This is a genomic window from Vibrio aerogenes, assembly GCF_024346755.1.
Lineage (GTDB): Bacteria > Pseudomonadota > Gammaproteobacteria > Enterobacterales > Vibrionaceae > Vibrio > Vibrio aerogenes.
Map to the genome: position 1 here is coordinate 58,520 of NZ_AP024862.1, position 24,791 is coordinate 83,310.

Sequence of the window (24,791 nt, forward strand, 5' to 3'; positions counted from 1 at the left end):
TTCATACCGTCGCCCCGACATCGGATGACAAACCGGTCCTCAGCGCTTTATTGTTTGGACCCGGATAAATTAAAGACTGGAGATGAATTTTTATTTTCAATTTGATTATTATTGGATGTTGTTTTTATTGGTTTTTTTGTGAATTTTTATTTCACTTATATGAATGGAAGGATGCTGAAGAAATTAATTGATAAAAATCATTAAGATAAAATCAGTGAATAAGCAAGAAACGAAAGGAGAGCGGGGAAGGTGCAGAAAGAGGGAGAACAGGTGTTGCCCTGCAAAACACCTGAGTCAAAGCAGAAGCCGGGAACAAATTTCCTCCCGGCTTGTCGTTATTGCAGTACTCTGGCGTTAAAGATCAACACCAGCATAATGGCCGTGATGAACAGCTGCGGATACTTTGCCAACCTGAACACAGTCTCCGACAGGTCTGAAATCAATGATCGATTCCCGGAGCTGTTCCCGCTCTTCCGCCAGTGAACGCATTCCCACGGCGCAGAAAACCGTATCTGCCGGGAACACATGCTTCTGACCGGATTGATCGACAGCAACCACGCCTTCTGCAGTAATTGCTTCCACACTGGTATTGAGGTGAAGATCGATGCCTTCGCGCAGTTCGATATTGAGTGCCATTTTATGGAAAACGTTGGCATCGACAGCAAAGTCATCTCTGGCTTCGATTAAGGTAACCTGCTTGTTCTCCCGCTTGAAGTGTACGGCTGCTTCAGAGCCCACCAGCCCGGCGCCGATAATGACGATCCGCTGGCCTGTTTCGAGGTTTTCATCTTCCATGTCCATGCAGTCGATCACCCGTGGGTCATCAATCCCCGGAATGCCAGGTTTGATCGGCACGGCACCAATGGCACAGATGAGGGAGTCTGGTGCGATGCTATCGACAAGTTGTGGATCAACTTTTGTATTCATGCGAATTTCGATGTTCTCATGTTGCGTCACCTGATGAATCAGCCATTGTGAGAACTCGTAATAGTTCTTTTTGAAATCGACATGCGCTTCACAACGAATTTGTCCCCCCAGTTCTGCGCTGGCTTCACACAGAATCACCTGATGATTGCGTTCAGCCGCAGACAATGCTGCCTGCATGCCACCCGGACCCCCACCGGCAACCAGCACTTTCTTCGGCTGCGCAGGCAAAGGCGGTGGTGAGAAATAGAGTTCTTCTTCACCAATCACCGGGTTAATGCAGCATGCCGTATCCCGGGTCACAATGATGGTATCCATACAATCATGACACCGCATACATTTACGGATATCCTGATCGCGTCCTTCATGGGCTTTTTGTGGCAGGAACGGGTCAGCCATTAATCCCCGGGCAAGAGCTACAATATCGGCCTGTCCTGACGCGATGATTTCCTCGGCTAAATCCGGGTCGGTAATGGCGCCGACAACGGCGACAGGAATGTTGACATGCTTTTTAATTTCAGCCGCAAGTCCTGCATTGACACCGTGAGGTAAAAACATCGATGGGTGGGTTCTGACGAAGGTTTCCTGAACGTGTTGGTTACCGGCACTGATATGCAGAATATCCACGTAAGGCTCGATATATTTGGCGACCCGGATGGCTTCATCCAGCCCATGTCCTTCGGGATACAACTCCAGCGCATTCATTCTGAATTCAATCGGGAAGCCCGGTCCGACAGCTTCCCGGATGGCTTTCAGTACCATGACCGGAAAACGCATTCTGTTCTCAAAGCTACCGCCGTACTGGTCGGTCCGGGTATTCGTTGGGGAAAGGAACTGACTGATTAACCAACCGTGCGCACCATGAACCATCAGCATTTCAAATCCGGCCAGTTTTGCCCGTGCTGCGGCGGTTTTATAGGATTCTGCCAACCGGATCAGCATGGCTTCTTCCATCTGGAATACTTCTGTGCCATTTTCAGAGAATTCGTGTATCGGGCCGTAGGGTTTGTTTTTGGGATGTGGGTTTTCAAGGTTCGGAATCCCGGCATATTTACCGCCATGGGCCAGTTCTATGCTTGGAATTGAGTTATGACGGCGAATCGAGCGGGCTGCATGAGTGAGTGACGGTAAAATCAGAGGGTCGTCAATGCGTAACTCCTTGGTGTGTGCCCGGCCTGTCTCTTCGACAATGGCTTCACCGATGGTGACATTGGCGGCACCGCCTTTGGCTCTCAGCTCGAAGAATGCAATGTTTTCCTGTGATAAAAAGCACTCACTGGATAATTCCTGTAAAGAGACCGGGGCGGAAAATATCCGGTTTTTAAATGTGATTTTGCCGATTTGAATGGGCCTGAACAGGTGTGGATATTTCAGTTTCATCATTGCTTCTCCGTGAATTGGGCTGGTCAATAAGAGTTTTGTTTTATAAGAAAAAATAAATTAGCGGATTTGACTGAGAGGAAACAGACGAAAATTTATGGTGTTTATATCAGGGATTTTTATGTATTAAATGACTTACATATGCTCAATGGCGGGAACTTATTTGAGACCAGAACTGAAGTGAGACAAGAACCGGTATTTGTTGTGTTTCCGGTTCTTATTTCGTTGCAGGCTGAGAAGCTGAGAGAAGGTGCTGGCGTGTTTATCTTTCATCGTCTCCAGCAGGAACGGCGATGAAAGATAAACACGCCCTGGGGTATCTCTTTGAATCATGTCATTAAAAACGATAGGTCATACTGAGATTGACACCTACCGATGTATCATCGTCAACCATTGGGCTGTTTGCTATTTCGTCATCATAGATGGTGTAACTGATGCCACCGCCGACTGATAAATGTTGTGTTAAAGCCCAGTAAGACTGAACATTGGTAAAGAATGCACCAGCCCAGTCAGGGTCGTAACTATCCAGTCCGGATGTCACAGACTCCTGAGCCGAAATACCATAGTAGTGGTTATTGTAGTTTCCGTTGCTGTAGGTATAGCCCAGCGTTGTATTCACGCCCCAGCGGCCATAGGGGAGTGGGATAGTCCACATCGCTCTGGTTGAAGCGCCGTTATGTTCATCACCGACATCGGTGAGCACATCAGCCTGAAACCTGCCGAGTGCCGTATTCAACTGATATCCGATACCTGCCATGACCGTGCCGCGTCTTTTATTCAGCAGTTTCATTTGCGCGTTGTCAGAGTCTGAAGGATCAAATTCTTTAAGGTCATACATCGCTTTAAAAATGAGATTTGAGGATGCGTTACCCGGACGGAGTTTATAGCCTGCGGTGAGGCCCTGAATGAAAAAATGATCCCCTTCATAAGCGACTAATGGAAAAGCTGACGTTGTATTATCCACGCCTTTGTAAATTGACTGTTGTATGCCCACGCCCGCACCGATTGAATAATCTGTCGTCTGAGCACAGAGTGGAAAAGCAGTGAAACTTGCCGTTAAAACCAGACTGGTTGTTTTTTTCATAAATCAAATACTCTTTATAATAATCCCGGGATCAATCACATAAGCCGCATGCGAAAATATAAAGTGTTTTTATGAGAAACAACTCATATAACTGCTTTGTATGATGATCCTGTCCCGTTTGTCACCGTTTAGTGACATTTTGTTTATTTATGATATGTTTGTAAAGTAAAATCTTGATTCAGGCATTTATCCGGCCTGATTTAAATCAGTGCCTTGTTCAAAAACCAATCAACTCTCGCTGAACATATATCTTGAGGTCAATTAGGAACAGGAACATAGCAGACTAATATGCAATATATATTACCTATTCATGAAGGTGAATAAAAAGTCATGGGAAAAAGAGAGCAGACTGAACAACGAATTTTGGATACGTTTGAAGATATTCTGGTGAATGAAGGTTTTCAACAATTAAAAATTAACTATGTTGCCGCCAAAGCGAAAGTAGATAAGGTATTGATTTACAGATATTTTGGTGGATTAGAACAACTGGCGGAGAAGTACGCTGAAAGTGGGGAGTTCTGGCCAACAGTAGAAGAGAGTATAGGTCAACTGACCCTTGAAGATTTTCAAAATGATTTTGAAAATGCGGTGGCAACGCTGATTCATCAGCATATTCAGTCAATCAGAACCCGTAAGGCGACCGCGGCAATTTTGGCCTGGGAGCTGATTGAATCCTCTCCGGCCGGAAATGTACTGGCGAAAGCAAGGGAAGCGCATGTTCAGGCGTTGTTTTCATTTTTGCTCAAAACAGGGCGGTTTGACAGCGAATTTCTGAATGCTTTTGGCGCTATTTTCGGTGCCAGCCTCAATTATCTGATTATCCGGTCCGGGAGCGAGTCGGTCTTTGCCGGTATTCCGGTTCAGACGGACGCCGGCTGGGATATGCTGGAAGCGATGTATACCAGAATGGCGCTTTCAATGTTGCAGCCACATTAATTGATTGCCAAACAATCTGAATCATGCCTCTTCAGGTTGTTTGGGCATCTGCGGAGATATATGCATACTAACTCTCATTGTTTTTGTTAGAGTAATTGATCTCAACGAGCTTTGAACCATCACAACAGAGAGCGTATACATGCGACATCCGTTTCTTCTGAAGCAGTGGACAGTCATCATCTTTTTATTCATTTTAGGCTGTGCTTATACTGGTTTAATCGAGTTTCTTTTTCTGACTCACCGACAGGCAATGCGACATGATATTCAGCAGCGGGCTGAAGAAGAACTGTCGTTGATTCGCTATAAATTAGAAGCATCAATTCTGGCTGATGCTTACGCTGCCAAAAGTCTTTCGATGCTTATCTCTGTGCATAGCCGGTCCATTCAGCAATTCTGGGAAAACGTGTCCCGGCAAACCATTGAACAGGGTAAGTTTATCCGTTCTGTGGCCTTTGCTCCGGATGATGTGATTCGGTACGTTTATCCGTTGCAAGGCAGCAACAAAGTCATTGGAACGGATTTCCATCAGTTGCCTGACCAGTGGAAGTCTGTCCGGAAGTCCCGGTTGCTTCAGGAAGTTGTTGTCTCTGGTCCGGTGTTTCTTGTTCAGGGGGGAAGAGCGGTGATAGTCCGCTCTCCGGTTTTTCTCGATCCGCCGGAAAATCAGCATTATTGGGGAGGAGTCAGTATCGTTGTTGATATTGATAAATTGTTTAATTTTCTGAATTTTACTCATTTAGCCAGTCACTTCGATATTGCCGTCAGCGGCCAGGATTTTACCGAAAAAAAAGCGGATGTTTTCTGGGGTAATCCGGAAGTCTTTCAACATATATTTGTGCAGGAAATGTTTTATTTTCCTTCGGGGACCTGGCAAATTGCCGTGGCAGAAAAGCCAGGGAGTATTCTTAGCCGGTATACCTGGTATCAATACTACCTGGTCCGTTTGATCGGATACTCTTTGTTTATCGTGCTGGCGATTTCATTTCTGACTATTTACCTGTTATATAAGCGCTCCAGCCGGTTATCGATGTGTGATGAGCTTACGCAGTTGCCAAACCGGCGTTTTTTCATGGACAGGCTCAGTAAAGTATTTGAGGGAAAAAAACAGAGGGGTCGCTGCTCTGGTCCGGGATTTGGTTTACTTTGTATTGATATTGATAAATTTAAATTGATTAATGATCAGTACGGGCATCTGGTGGGCGATCAGGTCTTGATCGAATGTGCCAGAAGAATTCGTCATGTCGTCCGGGACAATGATTGTGTTGCAAGAATTGGCGGTGATGAATTTCTGGTTTTACTCGCTGACAGCGGCCATTCACTTTATATCAGAAGTGTCATTGAGAAAATTCGTCATACGTTTGAACGGGCATCGATCGATTGCGAAGGACACCGTATTCATGTGGAAGTGAGTATTGGTTATACCGCGTACATGGAAGAGATGAACAATGTCGGTGATATGATCAGATATGCTGACAGTAATATGTACGCTGAAAAGTATCAGCGCTGATTCATATTGCATTTGCAAAATGATAATATCTTTGCATAATGCAATCAGATATGAACTCTTCTGCTATGAGTTGAAGCGGGTTAGAATTAATTTTATTAAAAATCAATAGCTTATATTTATTTTTAAAGTTGGCATGCATCATGCTTTATTAAGAGTGACCCTTTTAAGCCGAGGGTCACCTAGCCAACTGACGTTGTTAGTGAACCTGATTATTGTTCACACTGATTATCAGCCAGTCACACTATTTTTGTGACTGGCTTTTTTTATTTGTCAGGCTTCCTGCTGATGTTATTTCTTTTTTTCCTTGCCGGACTCATAACAGTTTGGTGTCCGTGGACACACGCCTCCCCGTGAACATATCAGCTGTGCATCCTGTGCGATGCCCCGTTCAATCCAGTTGATATTCAGTATTTTTGCAATGGTTGTTAATCGTTGATGGATCGGCTCCGGGATTTTTGCACCGCCGCCGCCATGGATGCAGGCTTCTTTGAGGGATGATGCAATCTGCAAAGCATCCCAGCCCTGCGCTTCCAGTGCCGGGTTTAAATCAATTCCGGCACAGAGCACTCTTGAATTGCCCGCTGGATCGGTCACATTCACTGATTCACAGCAGTAAATTCGGGGTTCATCACCGACATTCAGCAAAGATATTTGGGCTGAGCTGCCAGCTTTGGGAGTGGCGAGCTGGCGGAACACAGCCCAGTGCTGACAAGGATCTTTCACTTTTCTCATATTCCCCCAGGGCAGTGGGATGCCATTGCCTCTGTACACGGCTTTGAGTTTGCCTTCACCATAGGCATCAAAGTAATGCCAGTAAGGATAGGGAGAAACGGCGGTCATCCGCCTCATGGCAACAGAAGGTGAAACCCCGACTTTTTCATGCACCGATATTTCGTATCCGTTCCGGTCCAGCAGCTGGCGAAAGGGCACTTTGGGGCATAATAAGGCACCGGCAAAGAAACTGGATTCAAAGTCACGCCATGCTTTGAGCATGTCAATTGAGTTAATATCGTAATTTTGTGCTTCACCGTAAGCTTCTTCCCAGCTGTTGGTGTGCCCGATCGAAAGTACGGTTTTACAGCCTTCTTTACTGTGCAGGATGTTATGCCCGATATACACAGCTAAATCGTATTTTATCCGGGTCGGATAGGGTTTCATCAATTCATTGAGGTAGATGGAACCGGGTGGTTCAAAATATGAGGTCACCAGTCTGTTTGCTTTGAGCCCAAGCTCGTCCCGGATCTCGGTTGAAGCTTCTGAAAACCAGTGAATCCTTAATCCGAGATGATGGGCGATATCGATCAGATCTTCGACCGTCAGATTAAGCTGCTTCTGACCAATGTTCTCAGCGGCACGTTCCAGATCAGGAAAATGATTTTTCAGGCTCTCCTGATGCGCCCGGATAAGCAGTTGTGCAAACTGCCTGCCGGAAATACCTGTCTGAGACAGCATCTCCGGAATTGCAATTTGCAGGATTTCTTCCGAAAACAGAAAACCAGGCTCAAGTGCCATCCCGGTAATCCCGCCACGGCTGCCTTTATTTGGTGTAATATCAACAGCTTCCGGCTGATCATCCAGAAACCAGTTTGGATCTTTCTGGAATACCTGAGCAATCACTTTCAGCATTTCAATGCTGGGTACCCGCTTGCCGCGTTCTATCATTGACAGATAAGAAACCGAAGGGGCGTACTCAGGATTGATCCGGATACACCGTGCAGATAAATCTTCCATCGTCAGATGATTTCGCTTTCTTAAGTTTCGTACTTTTGTACCCAGAAAATGAGACTGACGAATAATACTCTTTGATAAGGCCATTTGTATAATTCACACTGTAAAATTTTTGTTGTGAAATTGTATATAGAATAGATTAGTCTAAAAGATAAGCAAGGTCACATCGTGGTGAAAAATACCCCATATGAAGTGAGGTTGTGAATGTGAATTTTAAAAAGGACTGATTGAGGGGATTCATTGATGAATATGCAAATGCCAAATACCATATTTGACAGACAGCAAAGTCAGCAATTTATTACAGAGATGGTGATTTCCGTAGAATCACTGGGGGCCGGACAGGCGAAAGAGAAACAGGTTCAGGCCAAAAAATTACTGGATAAACTTTTCCCTCTTGATGAAGGATCTCATGCTGATGTGACCAGTTATGTGATTGACTACCACCATATTGTGGCTTACTTCAGTGATGGAAGACATACCGGTCTGCAGTATCCAAATCATTTTGTCGCATACGTTGGCGACCGGAACGAACCCAAACAAATTGTGTTCCGTAACGGGGATGGCTGTCATGTAGAGGTAGCGCTGGGAGCTCGCCGGGGAACCGGGTGTATTGAACTGGTTGAAATCGAGGATATTCAGCTGGAAACCTGTACACATCTGAACGCACAGGCTTCAGAGTGTCATGCGACTTTGTGTATTCGTCATTGGGTGAGCCTGGTGAAGTGTGACGAGAAAGGCCATCCGCTGGTGTGTAGTGAGAGCAAAGAATATCATGCCAAGGGAGACGGTGATTATCAGCTGGATGTGAGTTACGACGAAGGTTAGGCCGGAAGTCATACCATCTCATGAAATTCCTGACAGAAAAGAAGTGGCATTGGTATGAAGTGGCATTGGTATAAAGTGAGAGTGAGTTGTAAATATTCCTTGTTCCTGTTTTGAAGCTGTGAAGTGATGATTGTACTTTTTGTCAGTTGTGGGACTCAAAAGCGTGAGTCGATTCGATAGTACGAATGATTACTGGGGCAGAAAGCAGCTTCTTTTTTCTTGCTGAAACAGCGCACCTGATCTGCAATGGCAGATGCGCTGCTTTTTTTTGACTGGGGTTTTTGCACAAACGGTTATTGTTAATTAAAAACGTGTTAATTAAAAATGTGTGAATTAAAAAACGTGTTCATCAAAAAACATGTTTATCAAAAAACATGTTTATCAAAAAACAGCTCCCCTGGCTGGTCTCAACTACTGACAGCCTGCTCCTGCAGCTTGGTCGCACCACGCAGCATCGCTTCGACTAACTCTGTGGAGTTAAATTTCTCCAGTGCTTCATGTGCGCCTACCTGATGTGCCTGCTCAATGCAGATTTCACTGGAGAGTGAGGTGTGCAAAATGATGTAAGCGTTGCTCAGAGACGGATCATTTTGCACCTCAAATGATAATTCGTAGCCATCCAGGCCGGGCATTTCAATATCGCTGACCAGAATATCAACCGGAGATCCCCTTTCTGCACGATCACGCATCAGCTGAAGCCCTTCGGCACCGTTTTTACAAATATCATAAGGAATATTGATGCCGTCGAGAGCATCAGATAACTGCTTCCGGGCCACGGTTGAATCATCGACCAGCAAGATATTAAACGCTTTCAGCTTTTCCCGTTCTATATCGGTCAGGATTGGAATTCTCGCGGATTCATACTGCGGATAAATTTTGGATAAGAGCAGTTCAACATCCAGCATTTGTACAATCTGATCTTCAAAACGGGTTATCCCCGTCACAAAGACATGGTGCCCTGCAGTTGACGGTGCAGGTTCGATTGTCCGCCAGTTACATTCAATGATTTTTTCAATTGAACGAACCATAAACGCGACAACTGTACGCAGACAATCGGTTACAATCAGGTAGCAGTCTTTATATTCTTCCGGTGAAATCGGATAAAAGCCAATGGCTGCAGCCATATCGATGACCGGAATTGTTAAATTTCTGATAGTGACTGTACCAATCACATTATGATGTGAGTAGGGAATTTGTGTCATGGGCTGATAAGACACAATTTCACGAATTTTTAGCGTACCAATCGCAAACAACTGACTCTGACGATTGAGTGTAAACATCAGCATTCCCTGTGATTGATTCGCTTTACTTACGGTTTTACCCATGATGACTTACCTAAAGACGCTCTTATTTGTAATAGTAAACGATCTGAGTTGCGGTTCAATATCAGAATTTCTTTAAACGGAATTTTATTGATCTTATCGATTCAATCATCACTATCTCTGACCGGTTACGTTATAATCCATCGTTTTGATGGGGAGAACATAACAATGGCTACAACAGCAGCTGCACTGCATATTCTTGTTAAACATAAAAATCAGGCGGAAGATATCCTCCGACAATTAAAAAAAGGTGCAAAATTTCAGACGCTCGCCAGAAAGCATTCGATTTGCCCTTCCGGCAAAAAAGGTGGTGACCTGGGGGAGTTTCGTCGCGGGCAAATGGTCCCCCCCTTTGATAAAGCCTGTTTTAAAGGCGAAGTGTTGACGCCGCAGCTGGTCAAAACCAAGTTTGGCTGGCATATCGTGAAAGTATTATACCGGACTTAAGTATTATAACGGACTTAAAGGGTGTACCGGACTTCATATTCAGGCGTGATCAAAAGGGTCAGACATGATCAAAATGAATGGCCTGTCCGATACGTGTCAGGTAATCATGCTGCAGAATGTACATGCGTTTGACATCCTGATAATGTCCGTTGATAAAAAATTCCTGAACCAGATGGCCTTCTTCGGTAAATCCTGCCTTTTTATATAAGTGAATCGCTTTTTCATTCTGAATGGCGACATGCAGATAAATCTTATGCAGGTTGAGGATTGTAAAAGAGTAGTCCAGCGCCTTGTGAATTAAACTGGAGGCGTAACCTTTACCCTGATAATCCGGTGCAATGATGATCTGAAATTCAGCACTACGGTGAATATAGTTAATCTCGATTAACTCCACCAGACCGATCAACTGTTTGTTTCTGTCTTCGACGACAAATCTGCGCTCAGCATTGTCGTGGATATGTTTATTGTATAATTCTTCAAGTTCATCGAACGATTCATAAGGTTCTTCAAACCAGTAAGACATGATATTACGGTTATTATTGAGGTTATGAATAAACCTCAAATCATCGCGCTCCAGTGCGCGAAGATATAGTTCGTCATTCAGCATAATCGTGTGTGATCCAGACAAGTGAAATAAGCACTGCAGGTTCTTAAAGTGAAAGTTCTTAAAAGTAAAAGTGCTTTTCCCTTACTTTAGCGAGTTCCGGTTGAAAAATAAACTTTTCTGCCCGCAAAGGCATTGGAAATAACATTCAGCTGTGTTCACTCAGAATCATAATACACGGGCTGATAGCCGAGATACTGCAGCAGGACATACAGTTCTTCCTGATGAAGTGCAACCTGACGAAACAGATCGGCAAAAGACTCATCGCCTCCAAAACACTGGCGAATATAATGATTGATTTCTTCAGCACTGTGCCCACTGGCATACATGGATCGAACCCACTGATATTCGACGGCGTGTAAATCTTCTATTGTTGTATGGCTCAGTGTAATCGTGGAAACATTCAAGGTGTGACTCTATTCATCTGATTTCATTGGTTGCTATTAGATCAAATCAAGATGAAATATTGATGACAATGATTTGTGAGCATATTCATGGTCCTTTTATCCGTTGAATATGTTAAACTGCTCACACTTTTGACTAATCTGATGTTGTTATGTCTCCCCATTCTGAATCTGACTCACTGGTGCCACTTGGCGTCCGTTTTATGCTTTTATCTGCCCTTGGTTTTGCCCTGATGTCTGCCTGTGTCAAGCTGGTAGGGCAATACGGGATTCCACTGTTTGAAATTGTAGCGGCCAGAGCATTGGTTTCGTTGATCATTAGTTATCTCGATGTCCGGCGTAAAAAGATTTCCATTTGGGGAAACAATAAAAAGTGGTTATTTGCCCGTGGTGTCGTGGGCACGATTGCTTTGATGTGTGTGTATTATTCAGTCACAACGCTTCCTCTGGCGGCTGCCACGATCCTGCAATATGTTCATCCGGTATTTACGGCATTGCTGGCGGTGATTTTCTTAAAAGAGCGGGTTCAGTTTGCAACGCTGATCTGTATTGTGCTGTGTTTGCTTGGGTTGTTTACCATGGTTCAGCCGGGCATGGACAGCAATGTCGACTATCACCTGCCTTTATTTAGCGTGGGGATCGCTCTTTTAGGCGCATTCGGTAGTGCGGTTGCTTATGTCATCGTCAGAAAACTCAGCCGCAGTGAAGACAGCTCGGTGATTATTTTCTATTTCCCGCTGGTCGCGCTGCCTGTTTCTGCCGTGCTGATGGGCAAAGATTTTGTCTGGCCTGATCTGCACTTAACGCTGGTGTTGGTTTTAGTCGGGGTATTTACTCAGGTCGGTCAATACGGGCTGACCAAAGCTATGCAAACCCAGACCGCCGGCAAAGCTTCCGCTTATTCTTATATCCAGATTGTCTTCTCAGGCTTGATTGGCGTGTGGGTATTCCACGAAGTGCCGTCCGTCTGGACTTACCTCGGCGGTGGTTTAATTGTTTCCGGTGCGCTGATTAACGTATTCGGGCCGCAACTGCGGTTTTTGCGTAAGGCGTGAAGGTTGGTTTGTCTCCGGACCCGTTGAACTGGTTTAATTCTGGTCCGGATGGCAACAAGACTAATTTATCTGCAAGACTAATTCATCAGGCTGCATGGTTCGCTTTGCCGGAACTGTTGTAGCTGATGAAAATGATAATGAGCCCGTTGGATTTGTTCTAATTCCAGCATCCATGTGGCTGAACGTTGGGCGGCGCAAAAGGCTTCTATGTGCTGTAACAGTGCTTCGCTGTGATCATTGAGCACGTCATGTACGGCTGGCCGCAAAGAGAAAGGTTCAAGTGCCATAAACTGCAGGAAATTGTAGGTTTGATTGAGCAGCTTAAACGCCGCTTCATTTTTTCCAAGTGTGTTCAGAATTTCAGCCTGATGAATCGTGGCGTTTTTAAATCCATCCAGCATGCACATGAGCTGACACGGTTTGGTTGAATGGCCCGTCATTGCAGCCTGTAAATGATCGGGCAGGTTAGCCAGAAAATCATGATACAAGTGGAATGCCTCCGGCCAGTGTCCGTTTTGATTCAGCTCTTCTGCTTTGACGTAATAACGCCAGCACTGTTCTAAATTCATGATGATTCCCATCCGTCTGATTGAGGTAATAATTTAAATGAAAATTATTATCAATTGCAAATTATTCTCATTATTTTTGTGCAATGGCTGTTCAAGATAAAAGTCAGCGCTGAATCACCGTGTTTTGAATCAATGCTATAAATCAATGTTTTGAATCAACGCTTTGCCACAGGATCTGACGCATCTCACTGAATCCTGCATCCTGAGATCGTTTGGGTATAAATATGAAATCTCTTTCCTTATACTGTGCCGCAGTTATGAAATGCATCAGTAAGGAAATCATATGGTTGAGCAATCCGCTGAATTATCAGCCCAGTTTGAACAATTTTTACAACATATTGCGCTGACAGAGACGCAGGAAGCCGAAATTAGCGACTGTTTTGCTGCAATCCGGCACCAGTTAAAGCAACTCCCTTATGTCACTGACTGCTTTATTACCGGTGGTTATAAAAAGCAGACCTTGATTGAATCAGCCTGTGATGTCGATCTGTTTGTGGTGATGTCGTCTGAGCAGCGGGATATTGTGCCGCATGTGGTGTTGAATCAGTTAAAGCACGACTTGCATCACGTGTGGCCGGACAGCGTATTGCGTTTAGATAAAATGTGTATGGCGCTCAATTTTGACCACTGTCGGTTTGAGCTGGTGCCGGCGGTGATGGTCGGCGATCATCATGAGCTGGGCTTTTATATTCCGCTGGCTTCCAATCACAATGACTGGTCCTATGTCGGCAGTCCGCAAATTTCAGAAACGCAGTTGATCGCCGCTGATGCAAAACTGGATGGCAAACTGCTGCCACTGCTGCGGATGATGAAATACTGTAAGCACCAGAATAAGATCAGCAATATTTCTTCTTATCAGATGGAACAGGTGGCGCTGGAAACATTTGAGTTCATCCGCAGCTATCGTGAAGGGGTTCAGGAATTGCTGCGGGTTTACGGTTGGGTGGACAGTCCGTATCATCTGCAGTCGATGGCGGATTCTGAATTCGGTGAATTCTGCCGGAATATGTTATTTGGCAAAGCCTTCCCGGTTTAGATTGGGTTGGCAGTCCCTGAACATCGAACGACTACAGCAGGTGTGATTGATATGCTCAGTAAAGAAAATCTGTTAAAACTGGCACAAGTGAAAATGCCGTTTGGCAAATATGCCGGACGGGTGCTGATTGATTTACCGGAGGAATACCTGCTGTGGTTTGAGCGGAAAGGGGAATTTCCCAAAGGTGAACTGGGTGAATTAATGCAGCTGTGTCTGGCGATTAAGATTGAAGGGCTGGACCGGCTGGTTAAGCCACTGAAACAACCGGAATAGTCCGGTTGTTTTTATACGTTCGAGCGTGAAAGCTGTTATTTCCCGGTATATTTGGTCAATAGTTTTTTCAGACAAAGGCTATCTGAGCGGGTAATTTTTTCGGCAATGGTCTGGTTACCGGAAGTTTTCAGGTTCGTGCTGATGCCGGAAGCCAGCAGAATTGCAGCCATTTCGCAGTTATCAAACGTCATCACGCCGTCGAAGTAGCTTTTCCCGTCTGAAAACAGGTAGTTGGGATCGTAATCTTTACTTTTGATCATCTCACGCACGGCGGTCTGATTATTGGCCATGATTTCATCCATCAGCTTCTGATGATCAAAGCCATGTGCCTGAGTCGCAACTGCCGTTTTGATGGCGGGAACCAGATTCGCCTGAGTTTCAACCGTCCATAAACCACATAACCCGGTCATACATGCAATAAAGAAAAATTTTTTCATGGTGATTGCCTCTTCTGTTTTATGTACAGAATCTGCATGCTCCGCCGGGCTTTTTATGATTTGGTTTTGAATGCTTTGACGTGCGCTTCCATTTCCTCACCAATCTGCTCACGCATTTTCATCAGCCGGATGGCAGATTCTCTCAATTCAATATCTTCGGGTGTTGTGGGTACCCACTCTGGTACGGAACTTGGTTTCCCCAGCTCATCCACGGCAACCATAATCACAATACAGTGGGTGGTCAGGCGTTTGTCCTGGGTTCTGGGGTTGCTGGCCTGAACATCAATCGCAATATGCATCGATGTTCGTCCAGTATAGACAACTTTTGCGCTGACTTCGACCAGATGACCGACAAGAATAGGCGCAACAAAGCGAATGCCACCGGCATAAGCGGTAATACAATATTTTCCGCTCCAGGCGGCAGAACAGGCGTAAGCGGCTAAATCGATCCATTTCATCACGGCACCACCGTGAACTTTTCCGCCAAAATTGACATCGCCGGGTTCGGCCAAAAAGCGGAGGGTGAGTTCGCGCTTGTTTTTACTATCGGAGCTTGATGAGTCGGTCATAGATGCGTTCCTTGTGTTGAGCTGAAATATCAGGATTTAAATTTTATTCTTGCGTTCCTGAATTGATACTCAAACAACCTGTGTCAGATGGTTGGAGTATCTTTATACCAATAGCAAATCAGGCGCGGGGTGGCAATCTCTTCAGACAATAAATCTCTTCAGGCAATAAATCTCTTCAGGGAATAAAAAAACGGGTCTGATTCTTCAAACCCGTTTTATCGCGCTGGCCGGAGAAAAATTTAAAGCTGTGGTAACGAATCAGCCTGATTTTTCTCTCTCTTTTTGGCTTGTTTTTCCAGTTGAGTGAGTAACTGCATCAGCGTCTTGGGATCATAATCATCTGGTGCAGAGGAATAGATGATGGCCTGCAGCCGGTTCACTTCATTCTGAATGTTCTGCTGAGTTTCTTCATCCCCCGGAAACTGTGCCAGATGTTGGTTGACTAACTGTTGAACCCGGATGCCATCTTTTTGTTTGAGGGCTTGTTTCAGCGTGATTTGTGCTGATTGATCGGGTTGTGTTTTTTCCGTTGTTGGTTTGGATGTATGTGAGCGCTCACGATAGACCACAACCAGCAGAATAAAAGTGATCAACCAAAGCAGGGCGAAGCCTGCAGTCAGATAAGGCCAGTAGCCGGCATCTTTCTCTTTTATCACTTTCGCGGGAGCTGCCGCCGGTGCAGCGGGAGCCTGAGGTACAGACATCATGGTTTCAACCGGTTTACCCTGAGCCACTTCAAGGTTCAGACCTGTGAGCATCGATTTTTTCTGCTTCTTGTTGATGGTATCCCACCAGTTCAGGCTGATACCGGGAATTTCAATATGCCCGGCCTGATTGGGTATCAACACTTGTTTGAGCGTCATCAGCGTGTCGCCGTTATCAAGCGTTTTGTATTCCGGCTTCTCTTTGTAAACCCGGACTGAATCCGGATAGCTGACTTGGATGTCAGGAATGCGTTCCTGACTGAGACCCCGCACCTGAAGCTGAATGGTCCGGGTCAGTGAATCACCGACGTTCATTTGCGCTGAAGCGGATGAGACGGGTTTTCCTTCACCATTCACCCAGGTTTGTTTGAGCGACAGCGAGGAAGTTGGCAGCCACACACCCTGATAATTTGCGGGTTGTGGCAGTACTTTGACCGGGAAAACTTTGGGGGTGGTTTTAATCGCGTGTACTTTTGTTTGTCCACGCATCCCGCTATACAGCATCGTGCCGGTAAAAACGGGCTCGGTGACAGAAAAATCTCCGGCTTTTGTCGCCGTGATCCGGAAGCTTTGTTCTAACACGGTGACCGCCAGCCCATTGATAATCTCCCGGTGCTGATCCGGCTGACTGGCTGCTTCCAGAGTCACACCTTCTGCGGATGGTGGCTGAATTTGTGGGTTTTGCATGTGCCGGGTGTCGGTTTTCAGCATTAAACGCACATGTAACAATGTGCTCTCATTCGGGTAGAGCGTTGATTGACCCAGCGTTGAATGAATTTCAACAATTTCATCATCACTGGGCAGTGTCGGATCATTACCAACCTGAATCGCAATCGGCTGGGTCTTTTCATTGCCGACCGTAAAAGAAGGAATGGTGAGAATGCCGCTGCGGGTTGCTGCAATCGAGACGTCCCACTGACTACGGACGCTCCTGTCGCCGTTGATAATGTTGACCGATGTGCCAAAGCTGGGCCGGTCAACATAGAAATCTTTTCTCAGTGGATCCAGATTCAGGTCATCACTCGATGCTTTTGTATCGGTAATGATCTGAAGCCGGAACAGTTCATTTTTCGTCACCTTGTTTTTACTGACCGTTGCATAAGTGGATGCATAGCTGGTCAGACTGATCAGTAAACCAGCCAGCATGACCAGGATTGACATCATCACTGGTTGGGTTTGTTTCTTCATACTTACCATGCTTTACCGTTGTCCTCTGGTGGTGCTTTTTGTTGAGCCTGAAGTAATAACTGGGCGCGGAGCAGGCGGCTTGGATCCCGGGCATTTTCAACCTGCTCCAGTTTACGGAGCTCCGGGTCTGCCTGTTTATTTTGCTCTTTGGCCTGCTGCATCGCAGATTCAGGTTTTGATGATTGGGATTGTTTTTTCTGCTGGGGACGGCTGGCTTTTGCCTGAGCCTTTTTGTCCTGTTTCTCTTTTTGTTTTCCGGCCTGAGACTGACTGTGTTGCTGGTCACTCTGCTGGTCTTTTTTCTTCTGTTCAGACGGGTTCTTTGCTTGATTAGATTGCTTTTTATGCTGACCCGACTGCTTTTTATTCTGATCCGGTTGCTGCTGTTTATCTTGCTCGGAACCGGACTGTTTGTTTTGTTTTTGCTGATCAGATGATTTCTGGTCTTTATTTTGCTGGTTTTTGCCGGAAGACTGCTGCTTATTCTGATCTTTGCTGTTTTGTTTTTTCTGCTGATTATTATTTTGGCTGTTTTTATCCTTGTTTTGTTGCTGTTGCTGTTGCTGTTGCTGTTGCTGTTGCTGTTGCTGTTGCTGTTTCAGCGCCTTTTTCACCACATCAAGGTTATGTTTTGCATCCTGATCGCCCGGAGTTTTATCCAGCACCTGTTGATAAAGGTCTGCCGCTTTTTGCAACTCTCCTTTTCTGGCGTAGGCGTTTGCCAGGTTGTATTGCTGTTTTGGTGTCGGATTTTGAATTGACGACAAGGCATCAATTGCCTGCTGATATTTTCCGGCTTTGTAGTATGCAGCGCCTTTCCAGTCCGGGCTTGTGAAATTTTGAGCAGCATCCTGATAGTTTTTCTGATCGAACTGCTGTTTGGCGGACTGATTTTGATTCAGCCAGGGAGAAGCTGCTGCCGGTTGTGGTGTCAGGCAAATCAGCCCTGAACTGAGCAGGCCCAGCCAACAAAAAATAATCCCTCGTCTGAATAGTAACAGCGCTGGTATTAACAGCAATGGCAACAACCAGTAGCCGTTGTTGACCCGATCTTTCACTTGTTGTTTGCTGCTTTTGGCTAAGGTATTTTCCAGCCCGGAAGGTTGGGTTGCATGCACAATCGTATCAACATCCTGATTACTGAGCTGAACAGAAATAAACGTACCGCCAACATTCTGTGCCAGAGATTTCATCCGCGGGAAACTGGCTTTCGCGACCACGGTTTGTCCCTGTGCATTTTTCAGCAGCGAGCCGTTGCTTTGTGGAATAGGTGCACCGGAAAGTGTGCCCATCCCCAAGATAGCCAGTCGCCAGTGGGTGCCTTTCAGCAATTTTTCAATGCCTTGCTGCTCCTGCTCATCTAAATCATCAGTGATCAGAATGACAGCTCCTGAACTGAGCCCGGCATTTTTCATCATGGTGATGGCTTGTTGTACACCTTTGACGGCATTTGCGCCCGGATACGGCATAATATCGGGTGACAAATTTGGCAGCAGGTTTGCTATGGTTGCTGAGTCTGTGGTCATCGGGCTGACGGTGTAAGCATCGCCGGCGTAAGCCACAAGGCCTGTCACACCTTCTTTCCACTGCTTCAGTAAGTCAGCCGCTTTATAACGCGCCTGCGTTAACCGGTTTGGTTGATTGTCTGTGGCAAACATCGAACGCGACATATCCATCACCAGCACCCGTGCGTGGGCATCGCCATAGGCAGGGCGCAACTGTTGCTGGAAGCTTGGTCCCGCCAGCGCAATCACCGCAGCTGTCCAGGTGATCCCGATTATGGCCAGTTTTGCTGATGAGGTCTGACCATTAAATATCCCCAGAGCCTGTGCAATATGCGGGGCAATCAGCTGCTGTTTCCGGCGTCGTTTAGCCAGCCAGAGCAGCGCGGCGATGACGGGGAGCAGCGCCGCCAGCCATAAAGGATAAAGAAACACAAAATCAGACATGGTTTCTCCTTACAATCACCAGAATAAGAGACAGCACAAAAGCCAGTGCCAGTGGCCAGATAAACCACTCAGTCTGCGGACGCCAGGTTTGTCCGGCTTTTTGTACCGGTTGAAGTTGATTAATTTTGTCGTAGATCTGCGACAGTTCCTTGCTGTTACGTGCCCGGAAGTACTGTCCACCAGTGATCTGTGCAATTTTTGTCAAAGTTGCTTCATCGAGATCTTTGGCCGTGTTGACCTTATGTGAAAAGATGAAGTCTTTGACGATCATTTCTCCGGCACCGACACCAATGGTGTAAATAGTCGCGTGATATTTTTTAGCGATTTCTGCCGCACGGATCGGGTCAAGCACACCTGCGGTATTGCTGCCGTCGCTGAGCAAAATCATCACCCGCTGTGGTGCATCACCATCAATGAACGTCTTCGTCGCCAGACCAATCCCTTCACCAATCGCGGTATTGGTTCCAATCAGTTTAAGCACGGTTTGATCCAGCTGCTTTTTTACGGTTTCCCGATCAAAGGTCAGCGGGGTTTGCAGATACGCATGATCGGCAAACAGCACCAGACCGAGCCGGTCACCTTCCCGTTTTTCAATAAACTGCCCGACCACCTGTTTGACGGCTGTCAGACGATCAATAAAATCATCGCCCTGCTTCATATCTTTCTGACTCATCGAGTAAGAAAGATCGACCACCAGCATCAGATCGCGGTGTTTTGGCTGGATAGTCACCGGATCGCCCAGCCAGACAGGTCTGGCACAGGCCAGTACCAGCATTCCCCAGACCAGAGCGGCCAGAATCCGTGCCAGCCAGTGGCTGGGACGGGTCATACTGCCTTCCGGAGGTAAGTATGCAAGCTGAATAGCAGCAGGCTGTTTGACGGGAGGAAGTAATCTGACAATCAGTAGCGGAAGCGGTAACAAAAACAACATCCACCACCAGACTAATTCGATATGAGTCAAAACTTTCCTATCTCCTGTTTTTTCTTTTCGGTGGCAAAGCACCCTGAACCCAGGCGCGGCAGTCATTGACTAACCGCTGGGTTTCATCTGGTGTTGACGCTTGATACAAAGCCTGTTGCCACAATGTTTCGTTTGGTACAAAGAGTGATTGACCAAGTTGTTGATCTAAAAAGTTATACCAGTCACGGCCGGTTAAATGGGCGACTTTTTGGCGGGGGTAATAGAATAAAGAGGTCTGTCTGACCAATTCCATCGCATCTGAAGGCGTGATTTGGCCATATTGTGGTTGTAACAGCCGCAGGGCTGTTTTTTTCGGCGCTATCCAGCGACGATATTTGCTGATTATCCAGAGAATCAGCAGAATCACAACCACAGCAGATGCGATCAGACTGATCCACCCCCAGCCTAAAGGCCACCATGAAGGAGCATCCGGCAGATGCAAAGGTTTCAGGTCCAGTAAATTTGAGATTGATTTCGCCATTTAAAACTTCCCGGAAAGTTGCGTCAATAAAGGTAAACCACAGGATAATTGAGTATAAGGAATTCCCTGAGTTCTGCTCAGTAATTCTAAACGGTCTTTCTGAGTCTCAAAGGCTTTCTTTATACCGCTCCGGGTTTTTCCTGCTGAGAAGTTTAACCATCGGGTCTGACGGCTGTCTGAGACGGACTCCACACCTCTGAAGGATGTTTCTCCCCGTTCCAGCGGGTCATAAATCTGAATCAGACGAACCAGATTATGTTGCCTTAACTGATTGAACAGAGATGTCATATCATCGTGATAGCGGGTATAGTCACTAATCACAATGACTTCACTTCCTTTGGGTGCCAGGCGGTTGAGTGCAACCAGTGACTCTGCCATCGAATTGACTTCGTTGCGGTTCGTTTGCTGCAGAATTTCTGCCTGTCCCTCAATCATCTTTTGCAACATCGTCAGAATGCCGCTCTGATGACTTTTCGGTTTAATTTCGATCTGGCGGTCACCTAAATCAATCAATGCGCCAATCCGGTCTTTTTGGGTAAATGAGAGCCATGAAATCAGCGCCGCAATATGAGCGGCCTGTACCGATTTCAGCAGCAGCCGGGAACCCATGTGCATGTTGGCACTCAGGTCGACATAAATCACCACCGGTTTTTCCCGCTCTTCGCTGAAGAGTTTTGTATGAGGCTTTCCGGTTCTGGCTGTCACCCGCCAGTCAATCGTCCGGATATCATCTCCGGCCTGATACTGGCGGACTTCAGAAAAATCCATGCCGCGGCCCAGTTTACGGCTCTGGTGCTGGCCAGCCATGGTGGACCAGAGGCTTCTTGCCGGGGGAAGCCAGGCCACACATTGCTGTTTATAAAACAGCAACTCTTTCAGACCGAGTGTGACGCCGTTGCTGTAAGCAGGTAATTCCATATTCTGCCTCTTATGCACTACCAACCAGAGAAAGAATTTGGTTAATGATCTGATTTGGATGAACGCCTTCAGCCTGTGCCTGATAAGTTAAAAGCAGACGATGGCGCAATACCGGAAATGCCATCGTCTGAACATCTTCAGGACTGACAAAATCGCGGCCATTCAGCCAGGCGTGGGCACGGGCACATCGATCGAGTGCAATTGTTGCCCTGGGGCTGACGCCCATTTCAATCCATTGAGCCAGTTTTTCATCATATTGTTTCGGGTGGCGAGTCGCCATGACCAACCGGACAATATATTGTTCAATTGGCTCGGCCATATGGATGTTTAGCACCGCCTGGCGGGCTTTAAAAATATCTTCCTGGCTGAGTTTATCCGGTTGAGTGGCATTAATTCCCTGAGCCTCTCCCCGGTTCAGACGTAAAATGGATAATTCGCTGTCAGCATCCGGGTAGTCAACATTCAGCTGAAGCAGGAAACGGTCCAGCTGAGCTTCAGGCAGCGGATAAGTCCCTTCCTGCTCAATCGGGTTTTGAGTTGCCATGACCAGAAACAGTTTTGGCAGTGCATAAGTTTTTCTTCCGGCTGTGACTTGTTTCTCTGCCATCGCTTCCAGCATCGCAGCCTGTACTTTGGCTGGTGCGCGGTTGATTTCATCTGCCAGCAGCAGTGAATGGAAAATGGGGCCAGGCTGGAATTTGAATTCACCGGTTTCAGGGCGGAAAATATCCGTACCTGTCAGGTCTGCCGGAAGCAAATCCGGCGTGAACTGGATCCGGTGAAATGAACTCTCGATACAATCTGCAAGTGATTTGATCGCCCGGGTTTTTGCCAGCCCCGGAGGACCTTCCACAAGAATATGTCCGTCCGCAAGCAGGGCGACCAGAACTTGTTTTACCAGTGATTCCTGACCGATGATTTGGCTGTTTAAGTAGTGCTGCAATTTTTGAAACGCTGCCGATTGCATGACAATGAGTGCTCCAGGTTAAACTAAATTACTGAGGATTAGTTTGAGAAACGAAAGAAAAGTTCACTAAATTTTTACTTTGTCAGCAGATAACTTGCTGAATAAAATCATTTTTATCGATAAGATTAATGTTACCTGTTTAAATTATCAATAATGTAAATGATTCTGCTCGCTTCGGTGTGTATTTGATAGGAAACACTCGTTGATTTCAACTGTGGATTGATATTTCATCTTTCATCCTTGATGCATGAATCAAGAGTGAATAGTATGGCTGACTGAATTCTGAGGACACTGAGATAAACCGGTTTGTTGAACCAATGTGTCCTGGATGAACCGAACAATAAAACTGAAGGCATAAAGAGAGATGAGTGATTTCGATAAAGCGCTTGAAGACATGGCCGCACAGGCACCTGAGAAGAAAGAAGAAGTAAAGCTCCCTTCTCTTGAAGAACAAAAAGAAGTCGTTGCCAAACTAAAGCAACTTGAAGCTGAGGGTAAGCTGACACCGGAAGTACTGGAAAGCTTTTTTGGCCAGTTTGCCGACGATGCCGATGTACCGGTTCACTGAGCCAAAGCCAAAAAATATACCTCCCGTAAAACGAGAGGTATATCCTGGGTGCGTATATGTGTTCAGCGAAGGGAACTCTGAGACTCTTTAAGCATAGTTCAGTAAATAGCATTCAGCAAAAAATTGTCAGTGATTCTCCCAGAGCGTGTTTATCTTTCATAGCCTAACCTGTAGTCGCCTGAAAATTGCTCAGTCAAGGCGCGAAAAGTGTCGTTTAGGATTCTAAATGAACTTTGAGCAACACAGAGTGAGCAATTTTCAGGCACTACCCGAAGGGCTGGGGCCATTTTTTACTCTGACCGCGTTGGCAAATGTTAAATATAGATTGCTATTATCTAAATTTGCCGCCTTGCCAGAGTAAAAAATAGCCTCCAGCAGGAACGGCGATGAAAGATAAACACGCTCTAGAGCTGAATTGATTGATGAAGCGCTTCTTTTTGAAAAATTAAGCACGGCGTTTGTATAAAAACCAGATGTTGTGTAACTCATTTCACTACACGACGCTATCAATTGCACTACCCAATTGCACTGACAAATTCCCTATTTGTGAAAACCTTGAAACATATCATTATTGAATCGCAAAAAACTGATTTATAGCAACATACAGACTGACACCTCACCGTAGTATATCAATATCCTAAATCAACCCATTGAATATTGGTTGAATATCATCTGTTTCGTGAGAATTCTGTTATGGAAAGTCTGGTTGATCGCTTTTTGCGTTATGTATCCTTTGATACTCAGTCCAATCCGTATAAATCGAGTTGCCCGAGTACCTCCGGGCAAAAAAAGTTAGCCCAGTATATTTTTGATGAACTGCTTGCATTGGGCCTCAAGGATGTCAGTCTGGATTTACATGGTTATGTGATGGCGCGGCTCCCGTCGAATGTTGATCATGATGTTCCCTCAATTGGTTTTATTTCACATCTGGATACATCACCCGATGCATCAGGCAAAAATGTGACGCCTCAAATTGTTGAAAATTACCAGGGAGGTGATATCGCCCTTGGCAAAGGGGATGAAGTTTTATCGCCAATTCAGTACAAAGAGTTACATGCATTGCATGGCTATAATCTGATCACGACCGATGGAAACACCCTGTTAGGTGCTGATGATAAAGCGGGCGTTGCTGAAATTATTACCGCGATGAAAGTATTGATTGATCACCCTGAAATTCCTCATGGCGACATTTGTATCGCATTTACACCGGATGAAGAAATCGGTCGTGGTGCAGACCTTTTTGATGTGGAAAAATTTGGCGCGCAGTGGGCTTATACTGTTGATGGTGGTCCTGTGGGTGAGCTGGAGTTTGAAAACTTTAATGCATCGTCAGCGGTTGTGACCTGTCATGGTGTGTCTGTTCATCCGGGAACTGCGAAAGGTAAAATGGTTAATGCCATGAATATCGCAGCGCAGTTTCAAATGATGATGCCTGAGGATGAAACGCCGGAAACCACAGAAGGTTATGAAGGCTTTTATCACTTATCAACCGCAGTCATGACGATTGCTCAAAGCGAGCTGACTTATCTCCTGAGAGATTTTGAGCACGATGGGCTGGATCGACGCAAAAAGGTGATGCGGGACACAGTCGGGCGCCTGAATCAAAAATTGAAGCGTGGCCGTGTGGAAATCAATTTTACGGACTGTTATGCCAATATGAAGGAGATGGTTGAGCCGCATCCACAGATTATTGAAATCGCCAAACAGGCGATGATTGATGTCGATGTAGAGCCAAAAGTCTGTCCGATTCGTGGTGGCACCGATGGTGCGCAGCTTTCGTTTAAAGGATTACCTTGTCCAAATATCTTTACGGGCGGTTATAACTTTCATGGTATTCATGAATTTGTGACCATCGAGGGGATGCAACAGGCTGTTCGTGTGATCGTGAAAATTGCAGAAAACACCGTGCACTACGCTCATCAAAAAATCTGAAAGTTGTATTTTCAGAGGTTGGG

The 24,791-nt window shown here is 45.9% G+C and carries 25 protein-coding genes; 9 read left to right on the forward strand and 16 right to left on the reverse strand.

Features of this window, described 5'->3' with window-relative positions:
• Positions 1-354: 354 nt before the first annotated feature.
• Positions 355-2,307 carry an NAD(P)/FAD-dependent oxidoreductase gene (locus OCV29_RS17875; RefSeq protein WP_084193471.1) on the reverse strand — a complete coding sequence of 651 codons (1,953 nt, stop codon included), beginning with the start codon at positions 2,305-2,307 and terminating at the stop codon, positions 355-357.
• A 334-nt stretch (positions 2,308-2,641) separates the two neighbouring features.
• Entirely contained in the window at positions 2,642-3,388 is a 747-nt protein-coding gene (locus OCV29_RS17880) for a MipA/OmpV family protein (protein WP_073605398.1), read from the reverse strand.
• 330 nt (positions 3,389-3,718) lie between these two features.
• Here OCV29_RS17880 and OCV29_RS17885 point away from each other — a divergent pair, with 330 nt between their 5' ends.
• Positions 3,719-4,324 (forward strand): TetR/AcrR family transcriptional regulator, encoded by a 606-nt coding sequence (locus tag OCV29_RS17885; RefSeq protein WP_073605397.1) that lies wholly within the window; start codon positions 3,719-3,721, stop codon positions 4,322-4,324.
• Positions 4,325-4,463: 139 nt separating this feature from the next.
• Entirely contained in the window at positions 4,464-5,831 is a 1,368-nt protein-coding gene (locus OCV29_RS17890) for a diguanylate cyclase domain-containing protein (protein ID WP_073605396.1), read from the forward strand.
• 288 nt (positions 5,832-6,119) lie between these two features.
• Here OCV29_RS17890 and OCV29_RS17895 read toward each other — a convergent pair whose 3' ends face one another.
• Positions 6,120-7,646 carry a DUF3612 domain-containing protein gene (locus OCV29_RS17895; RefSeq protein WP_073605395.1) on the reverse strand — a complete coding sequence of 509 codons (1,527 nt, stop codon included), beginning with the start codon at positions 7,644-7,646 and terminating at the stop codon, positions 6,120-6,122.
• A gap of 156 nt (positions 7,647-7,802) precedes the next feature.
• On the opposite strand from OCV29_RS17895, the gene OCV29_RS17900 reads away from it, so the two are divergent.
• On the forward strand, positions 7,803-8,384 hold the full coding sequence (locus tag OCV29_RS17900) for an aldolase/citrate lyase/malate synthase family protein (protein ID WP_073605394.1): 582 nt from the start codon (positions 7,803-7,805) through the stop codon (positions 8,382-8,384).
• Positions 8,385-8,791: 407 nt separating this feature from the next.
• Here the strand turns inward: OCV29_RS17900 and OCV29_RS17905 are convergent, their stop codons facing one another.
• Positions 8,792-9,709: a chemotaxis protein gene (locus OCV29_RS17905; RefSeq protein ID WP_073605393.1), complete on the reverse strand. Its 918-nt coding sequence runs from the start codon at positions 9,707-9,709 to the stop codon at positions 8,792-8,794.
• Between the two features lie 165 nt (positions 9,710-9,874).
• On the opposite strand from OCV29_RS17905, the gene ppiC reads away from it, so the two are divergent.
• Positions 9,875-10,153 (forward strand): peptidylprolyl isomerase PpiC, encoded by a 279-nt coding sequence (ppiC, locus tag OCV29_RS17910; protein WP_073605392.1) that lies wholly within the window; start codon positions 9,875-9,877, stop codon positions 10,151-10,153.
• Positions 10,154-10,211: 58 nt separating this feature from the next.
• Here ppiC and speG read toward each other — a convergent pair whose 3' ends face one another.
• Both speG and OCV29_RS17920 read right to left on the reverse strand, forming a co-directional pair.
• Positions 10,212-10,757: a spermidine N1-acetyltransferase gene (gene speG, locus OCV29_RS17915; RefSeq protein WP_073605429.1), complete on the reverse strand. Its 546-nt coding sequence runs from the start codon at positions 10,755-10,757 to the stop codon at positions 10,212-10,214.
• Between the two features lie 158 nt (positions 10,758-10,915).
• Complete coding sequence (locus OCV29_RS17920; RefSeq protein ID WP_073605391.1) at positions 10,916-11,164, reverse strand: hypothetical protein; 249 nt, start codon at positions 11,162-11,164, stop codon at positions 10,916-10,918.
• Positions 11,165-11,313: 149 nt separating this feature from the next.
• On the opposite strand from OCV29_RS17920, the gene OCV29_RS17925 reads away from it, so the two are divergent.
• Positions 11,314-12,216 carry a DMT family transporter gene (locus OCV29_RS17925; RefSeq protein WP_073605390.1) on the forward strand — a complete coding sequence of 301 codons (903 nt, stop codon included), beginning with the start codon at positions 11,314-11,316 and terminating at the stop codon, positions 12,214-12,216.
• A 77-nt stretch (positions 12,217-12,293) separates the two neighbouring features.
• On the opposite strand, the gene OCV29_RS17930 is transcribed toward OCV29_RS17925, so the two are convergent.
• Positions 12,294-12,785, reverse strand: a complete 492-nt coding sequence (locus tag OCV29_RS17930) for a hypothetical protein (protein ID WP_073605389.1) — start codon at positions 12,783-12,785, stop codon at positions 12,294-12,296.
• Positions 12,786-13,068: 283 nt separating this feature from the next.
• On the opposite strand from OCV29_RS17930, the gene OCV29_RS17935 reads away from it, so the two are divergent.
• Together OCV29_RS17935 and OCV29_RS17940 are read left to right on the forward strand one after the other, a co-directional pair.
• On the forward strand, positions 13,069-13,821 hold the full coding sequence (locus OCV29_RS17935; protein ID WP_073605388.1) for an SMODS domain-containing nucleotidyltransferase: 753 nt from the start codon (positions 13,069-13,071) through the stop codon (positions 13,819-13,821).
• A 51-nt stretch (positions 13,822-13,872) separates the two neighbouring features.
• Positions 13,873-14,094, forward strand: a complete 222-nt coding sequence (locus OCV29_RS17940; RefSeq protein ID WP_073605387.1) for a DUF3820 family protein — start codon at positions 13,873-13,875, stop codon at positions 14,092-14,094.
• 35 nt (positions 14,095-14,129) lie between these two features.
• Here the strand turns inward: OCV29_RS17940 and OCV29_RS17945 are convergent, their stop codons facing one another.
• From OCV29_RS17945 to OCV29_RS17980, 8 genes are all read right to left on the reverse strand, one after another.
• Entirely contained in the window at positions 14,130-14,531 is a 402-nt protein-coding gene (locus tag OCV29_RS17945) for a hypothetical protein (protein ID WP_073605386.1), read from the reverse strand.
• Positions 14,532-14,584: 53 nt separating this feature from the next.
• The gene (locus tag OCV29_RS17950; protein WP_073605385.1) at positions 14,585-15,100 is read right to left on the reverse strand and encodes an acyl-CoA thioesterase; all 516 of its coding nucleotides are present in this window, start codon (positions 15,098-15,100) and stop codon (positions 14,585-14,587) included.
• Between the two features lie 239 nt (positions 15,101-15,339).
• Positions 15,340-16,992 (reverse strand): BatD family protein, encoded by a 1,653-nt coding sequence (locus OCV29_RS17955; RefSeq protein WP_175561599.1) that lies wholly within the window; start codon positions 16,990-16,992, stop codon positions 15,340-15,342.
• Positions 16,993-16,994: 2 nt separating this feature from the next.
• On the reverse strand, positions 16,995-18,941 hold the full coding sequence (locus OCV29_RS17960; RefSeq protein WP_073605383.1) for a vWA domain-containing protein: 1,947 nt from the start codon (positions 18,939-18,941) through the stop codon (positions 16,995-16,997).
• Positions 18,934-19,872, reverse strand: a complete 939-nt coding sequence (locus OCV29_RS17965) for a vWA domain-containing protein (RefSeq protein WP_370737229.1) — start codon at positions 19,870-19,872, stop codon at positions 18,934-18,936. The genes OCV29_RS17960 and OCV29_RS17965 overlap by 8 nt, the downstream gene beginning before the upstream one ends.
• Positions 19,873-19,909: 37 nt before the next feature.
• The gene (locus OCV29_RS17970) at positions 19,910-20,383 is read right to left on the reverse strand and encodes a DUF4381 domain-containing protein (protein WP_073605381.1); all 474 of its coding nucleotides are present in this window, start codon (positions 20,381-20,383) and stop codon (positions 19,910-19,912) included.
• A complete protein-coding gene (locus tag OCV29_RS17975) occupies positions 20,384-21,301 on the reverse strand; it encodes a DUF58 domain-containing protein (protein ID WP_073605380.1) in 918 nt (305 codons plus the stop codon).
• A 10-nt stretch (positions 21,302-21,311) separates the two neighbouring features.
• A complete protein-coding gene (locus tag OCV29_RS17980) occupies positions 21,312-22,268 on the reverse strand; it encodes an AAA family ATPase (RefSeq protein ID WP_073605379.1) in 957 nt (318 codons plus the stop codon).
• Between the two features lie 364 nt (positions 22,269-22,632).
• Between OCV29_RS17980 and OCV29_RS17985 the strand changes: the two genes are divergently transcribed.
• Complete coding sequence (locus OCV29_RS17985) at positions 22,633-22,836, forward strand: restriction endonuclease subunit S domain-containing protein (protein ID WP_073605378.1); 204 nt, start codon at positions 22,633-22,635, stop codon at positions 22,834-22,836.
• A gap of 258 nt (positions 22,837-23,094) precedes the next feature.
• Here the strand turns inward: OCV29_RS17985 and OCV29_RS17990 are convergent, their stop codons facing one another.
• The gene (locus tag OCV29_RS17990; RefSeq protein WP_139281675.1) at positions 23,095-23,325 is read right to left on the reverse strand and encodes a hypothetical protein; all 231 of its coding nucleotides are present in this window, start codon (positions 23,323-23,325) and stop codon (positions 23,095-23,097) included.
• Positions 23,326-23,529: 204 nt separating this feature from the next.
• Between OCV29_RS17990 and pepT the strand changes: the two genes are divergently transcribed.
• Positions 23,530-24,768, forward strand: a complete 1,239-nt coding sequence (pepT, locus tag OCV29_RS17995) for a peptidase T (protein WP_073605377.1) — start codon at positions 23,530-23,532, stop codon at positions 24,766-24,768.
• Positions 24,769-24,791 lie beyond the last annotated feature (23 nt).

What these genes read in the sequence shown, in the direction of transcription:
- OCV29_RS17875 (WP_084193471.1), bottom strand. Translation starts at nt 2,307, where the DNA reads ATGATGAAACTGAAATATCCACACCTGTTCAGGCCCATTCAAATCGGC.
- OCV29_RS17880 (WP_073605398.1), bottom strand. Translation starts at nt 3,388, where the DNA reads ATGAAAAAAACAACCAGTCTGGTTTTAACGGCAAGTTTCACTGCTTTT.
- OCV29_RS17885 (WP_073605397.1), top strand. Translation starts at nt 3,719, where the DNA reads ATGGGAAAAAGAGAGCAGACTGAACAACGAATTTTGGATACGTTTGAA.
- OCV29_RS17890 (WP_073605396.1), top strand. Translation starts at nt 4,464, where the DNA reads ATGCGACATCCGTTTCTTCTGAAGCAGTGGACAGTCATCATCTTTTTA.
- OCV29_RS17895 (WP_073605395.1), bottom strand. Translation starts at nt 7,646, where the DNA reads ATGGCCTTATCAAAGAGTATTATTCGTCAGTCTCATTTTCTGGGTACA.
- OCV29_RS17900 (WP_073605394.1), top strand. Translation starts at nt 7,803, where the DNA reads ATGAATATGCAAATGCCAAATACCATATTTGACAGACAGCAAAGTCAG.
- OCV29_RS17905 (WP_073605393.1), bottom strand. Translation starts at nt 9,709, where the DNA reads ATGGGTAAAACCGTAAGTAAAGCGAATCAATCACAGGGAATGCTGATG.
- ppiC (WP_073605392.1), top strand. Translation starts at nt 9,875, where the DNA reads ATGGCTACAACAGCAGCTGCACTGCATATTCTTGTTAAACATAAAAAT.
- OCV29_RS17925 (WP_073605390.1), top strand. Translation starts at nt 11,314, where the DNA reads ATGTCTCCCCATTCTGAATCTGACTCACTGGTGCCACTTGGCGTCCGT.
- OCV29_RS17930 (WP_073605389.1), bottom strand. Translation starts at nt 12,785, where the DNA reads ATGAATTTAGAACAGTGCTGGCGTTATTACGTCAAAGCAGAAGAGCTG.
- OCV29_RS17935 (WP_073605388.1), top strand. Translation starts at nt 13,069, where the DNA reads ATGGTTGAGCAATCCGCTGAATTATCAGCCCAGTTTGAACAATTTTTA.
- OCV29_RS17940 (WP_073605387.1), top strand. Translation starts at nt 13,873, where the DNA reads ATGCTCAGTAAAGAAAATCTGTTAAAACTGGCACAAGTGAAAATGCCG.
- OCV29_RS17945 (WP_073605386.1), bottom strand. Translation starts at nt 14,531, where the DNA reads ATGAAAAAATTTTTCTTTATTGCATGTATGACCGGGTTATGTGGTTTA.
- OCV29_RS17950 (WP_073605385.1), bottom strand. Translation starts at nt 15,100, where the DNA reads ATGACCGACTCATCAAGCTCCGATAGTAAAAACAAGCGCGAACTCACC.
- OCV29_RS17955 (WP_175561599.1), bottom strand. Translation starts at nt 16,992, where the DNA reads ATGAAGAAACAAACCCAACCAGTGATGATGTCAATCCTGGTCATGCTG.
- OCV29_RS17960 (WP_073605383.1), bottom strand. Translation starts at nt 18,941, where the DNA reads ATGTCTGATTTTGTGTTTCTTTATCCTTTATGGCTGGCGGCGCTGCTC.
- OCV29_RS17965 (WP_370737229.1), bottom strand. Translation starts at nt 19,872, where the DNA reads ATGTTGTTTTTGTTACCGCTTCCGCTACTGATTGTCAGATTACTTCCT.
- OCV29_RS17970 (WP_073605381.1), bottom strand. Translation starts at nt 20,383, where the DNA reads ATGGCGAAATCAATCTCAAATTTACTGGACCTGAAACCTTTGCATCTG.
- OCV29_RS17975 (WP_073605380.1), bottom strand. Translation starts at nt 21,301, where the DNA reads ATGGAATTACCTGCTTACAGCAACGGCGTCACACTCGGTCTGAAAGAG.
- OCV29_RS17980 (WP_073605379.1), bottom strand. Translation starts at nt 22,268, where the DNA reads ATGCAATCGGCAGCGTTTCAAAAATTGCAGCACTACTTAAACAGCCAA.
- OCV29_RS17985 (WP_073605378.1), top strand. Translation starts at nt 22,633, where the DNA reads ATGAGTGATTTCGATAAAGCGCTTGAAGACATGGCCGCACAGGCACCT.
- OCV29_RS17990 (WP_139281675.1), bottom strand. Translation starts at nt 23,325, where the DNA reads ATGAGTTACACAACATCTGGTTTTTATACAAACGCCGTGCTTAATTTT.
- pepT (WP_073605377.1), top strand. Translation starts at nt 23,530, where the DNA reads ATGGAAAGTCTGGTTGATCGCTTTTTGCGTTATGTATCCTTTGATACT.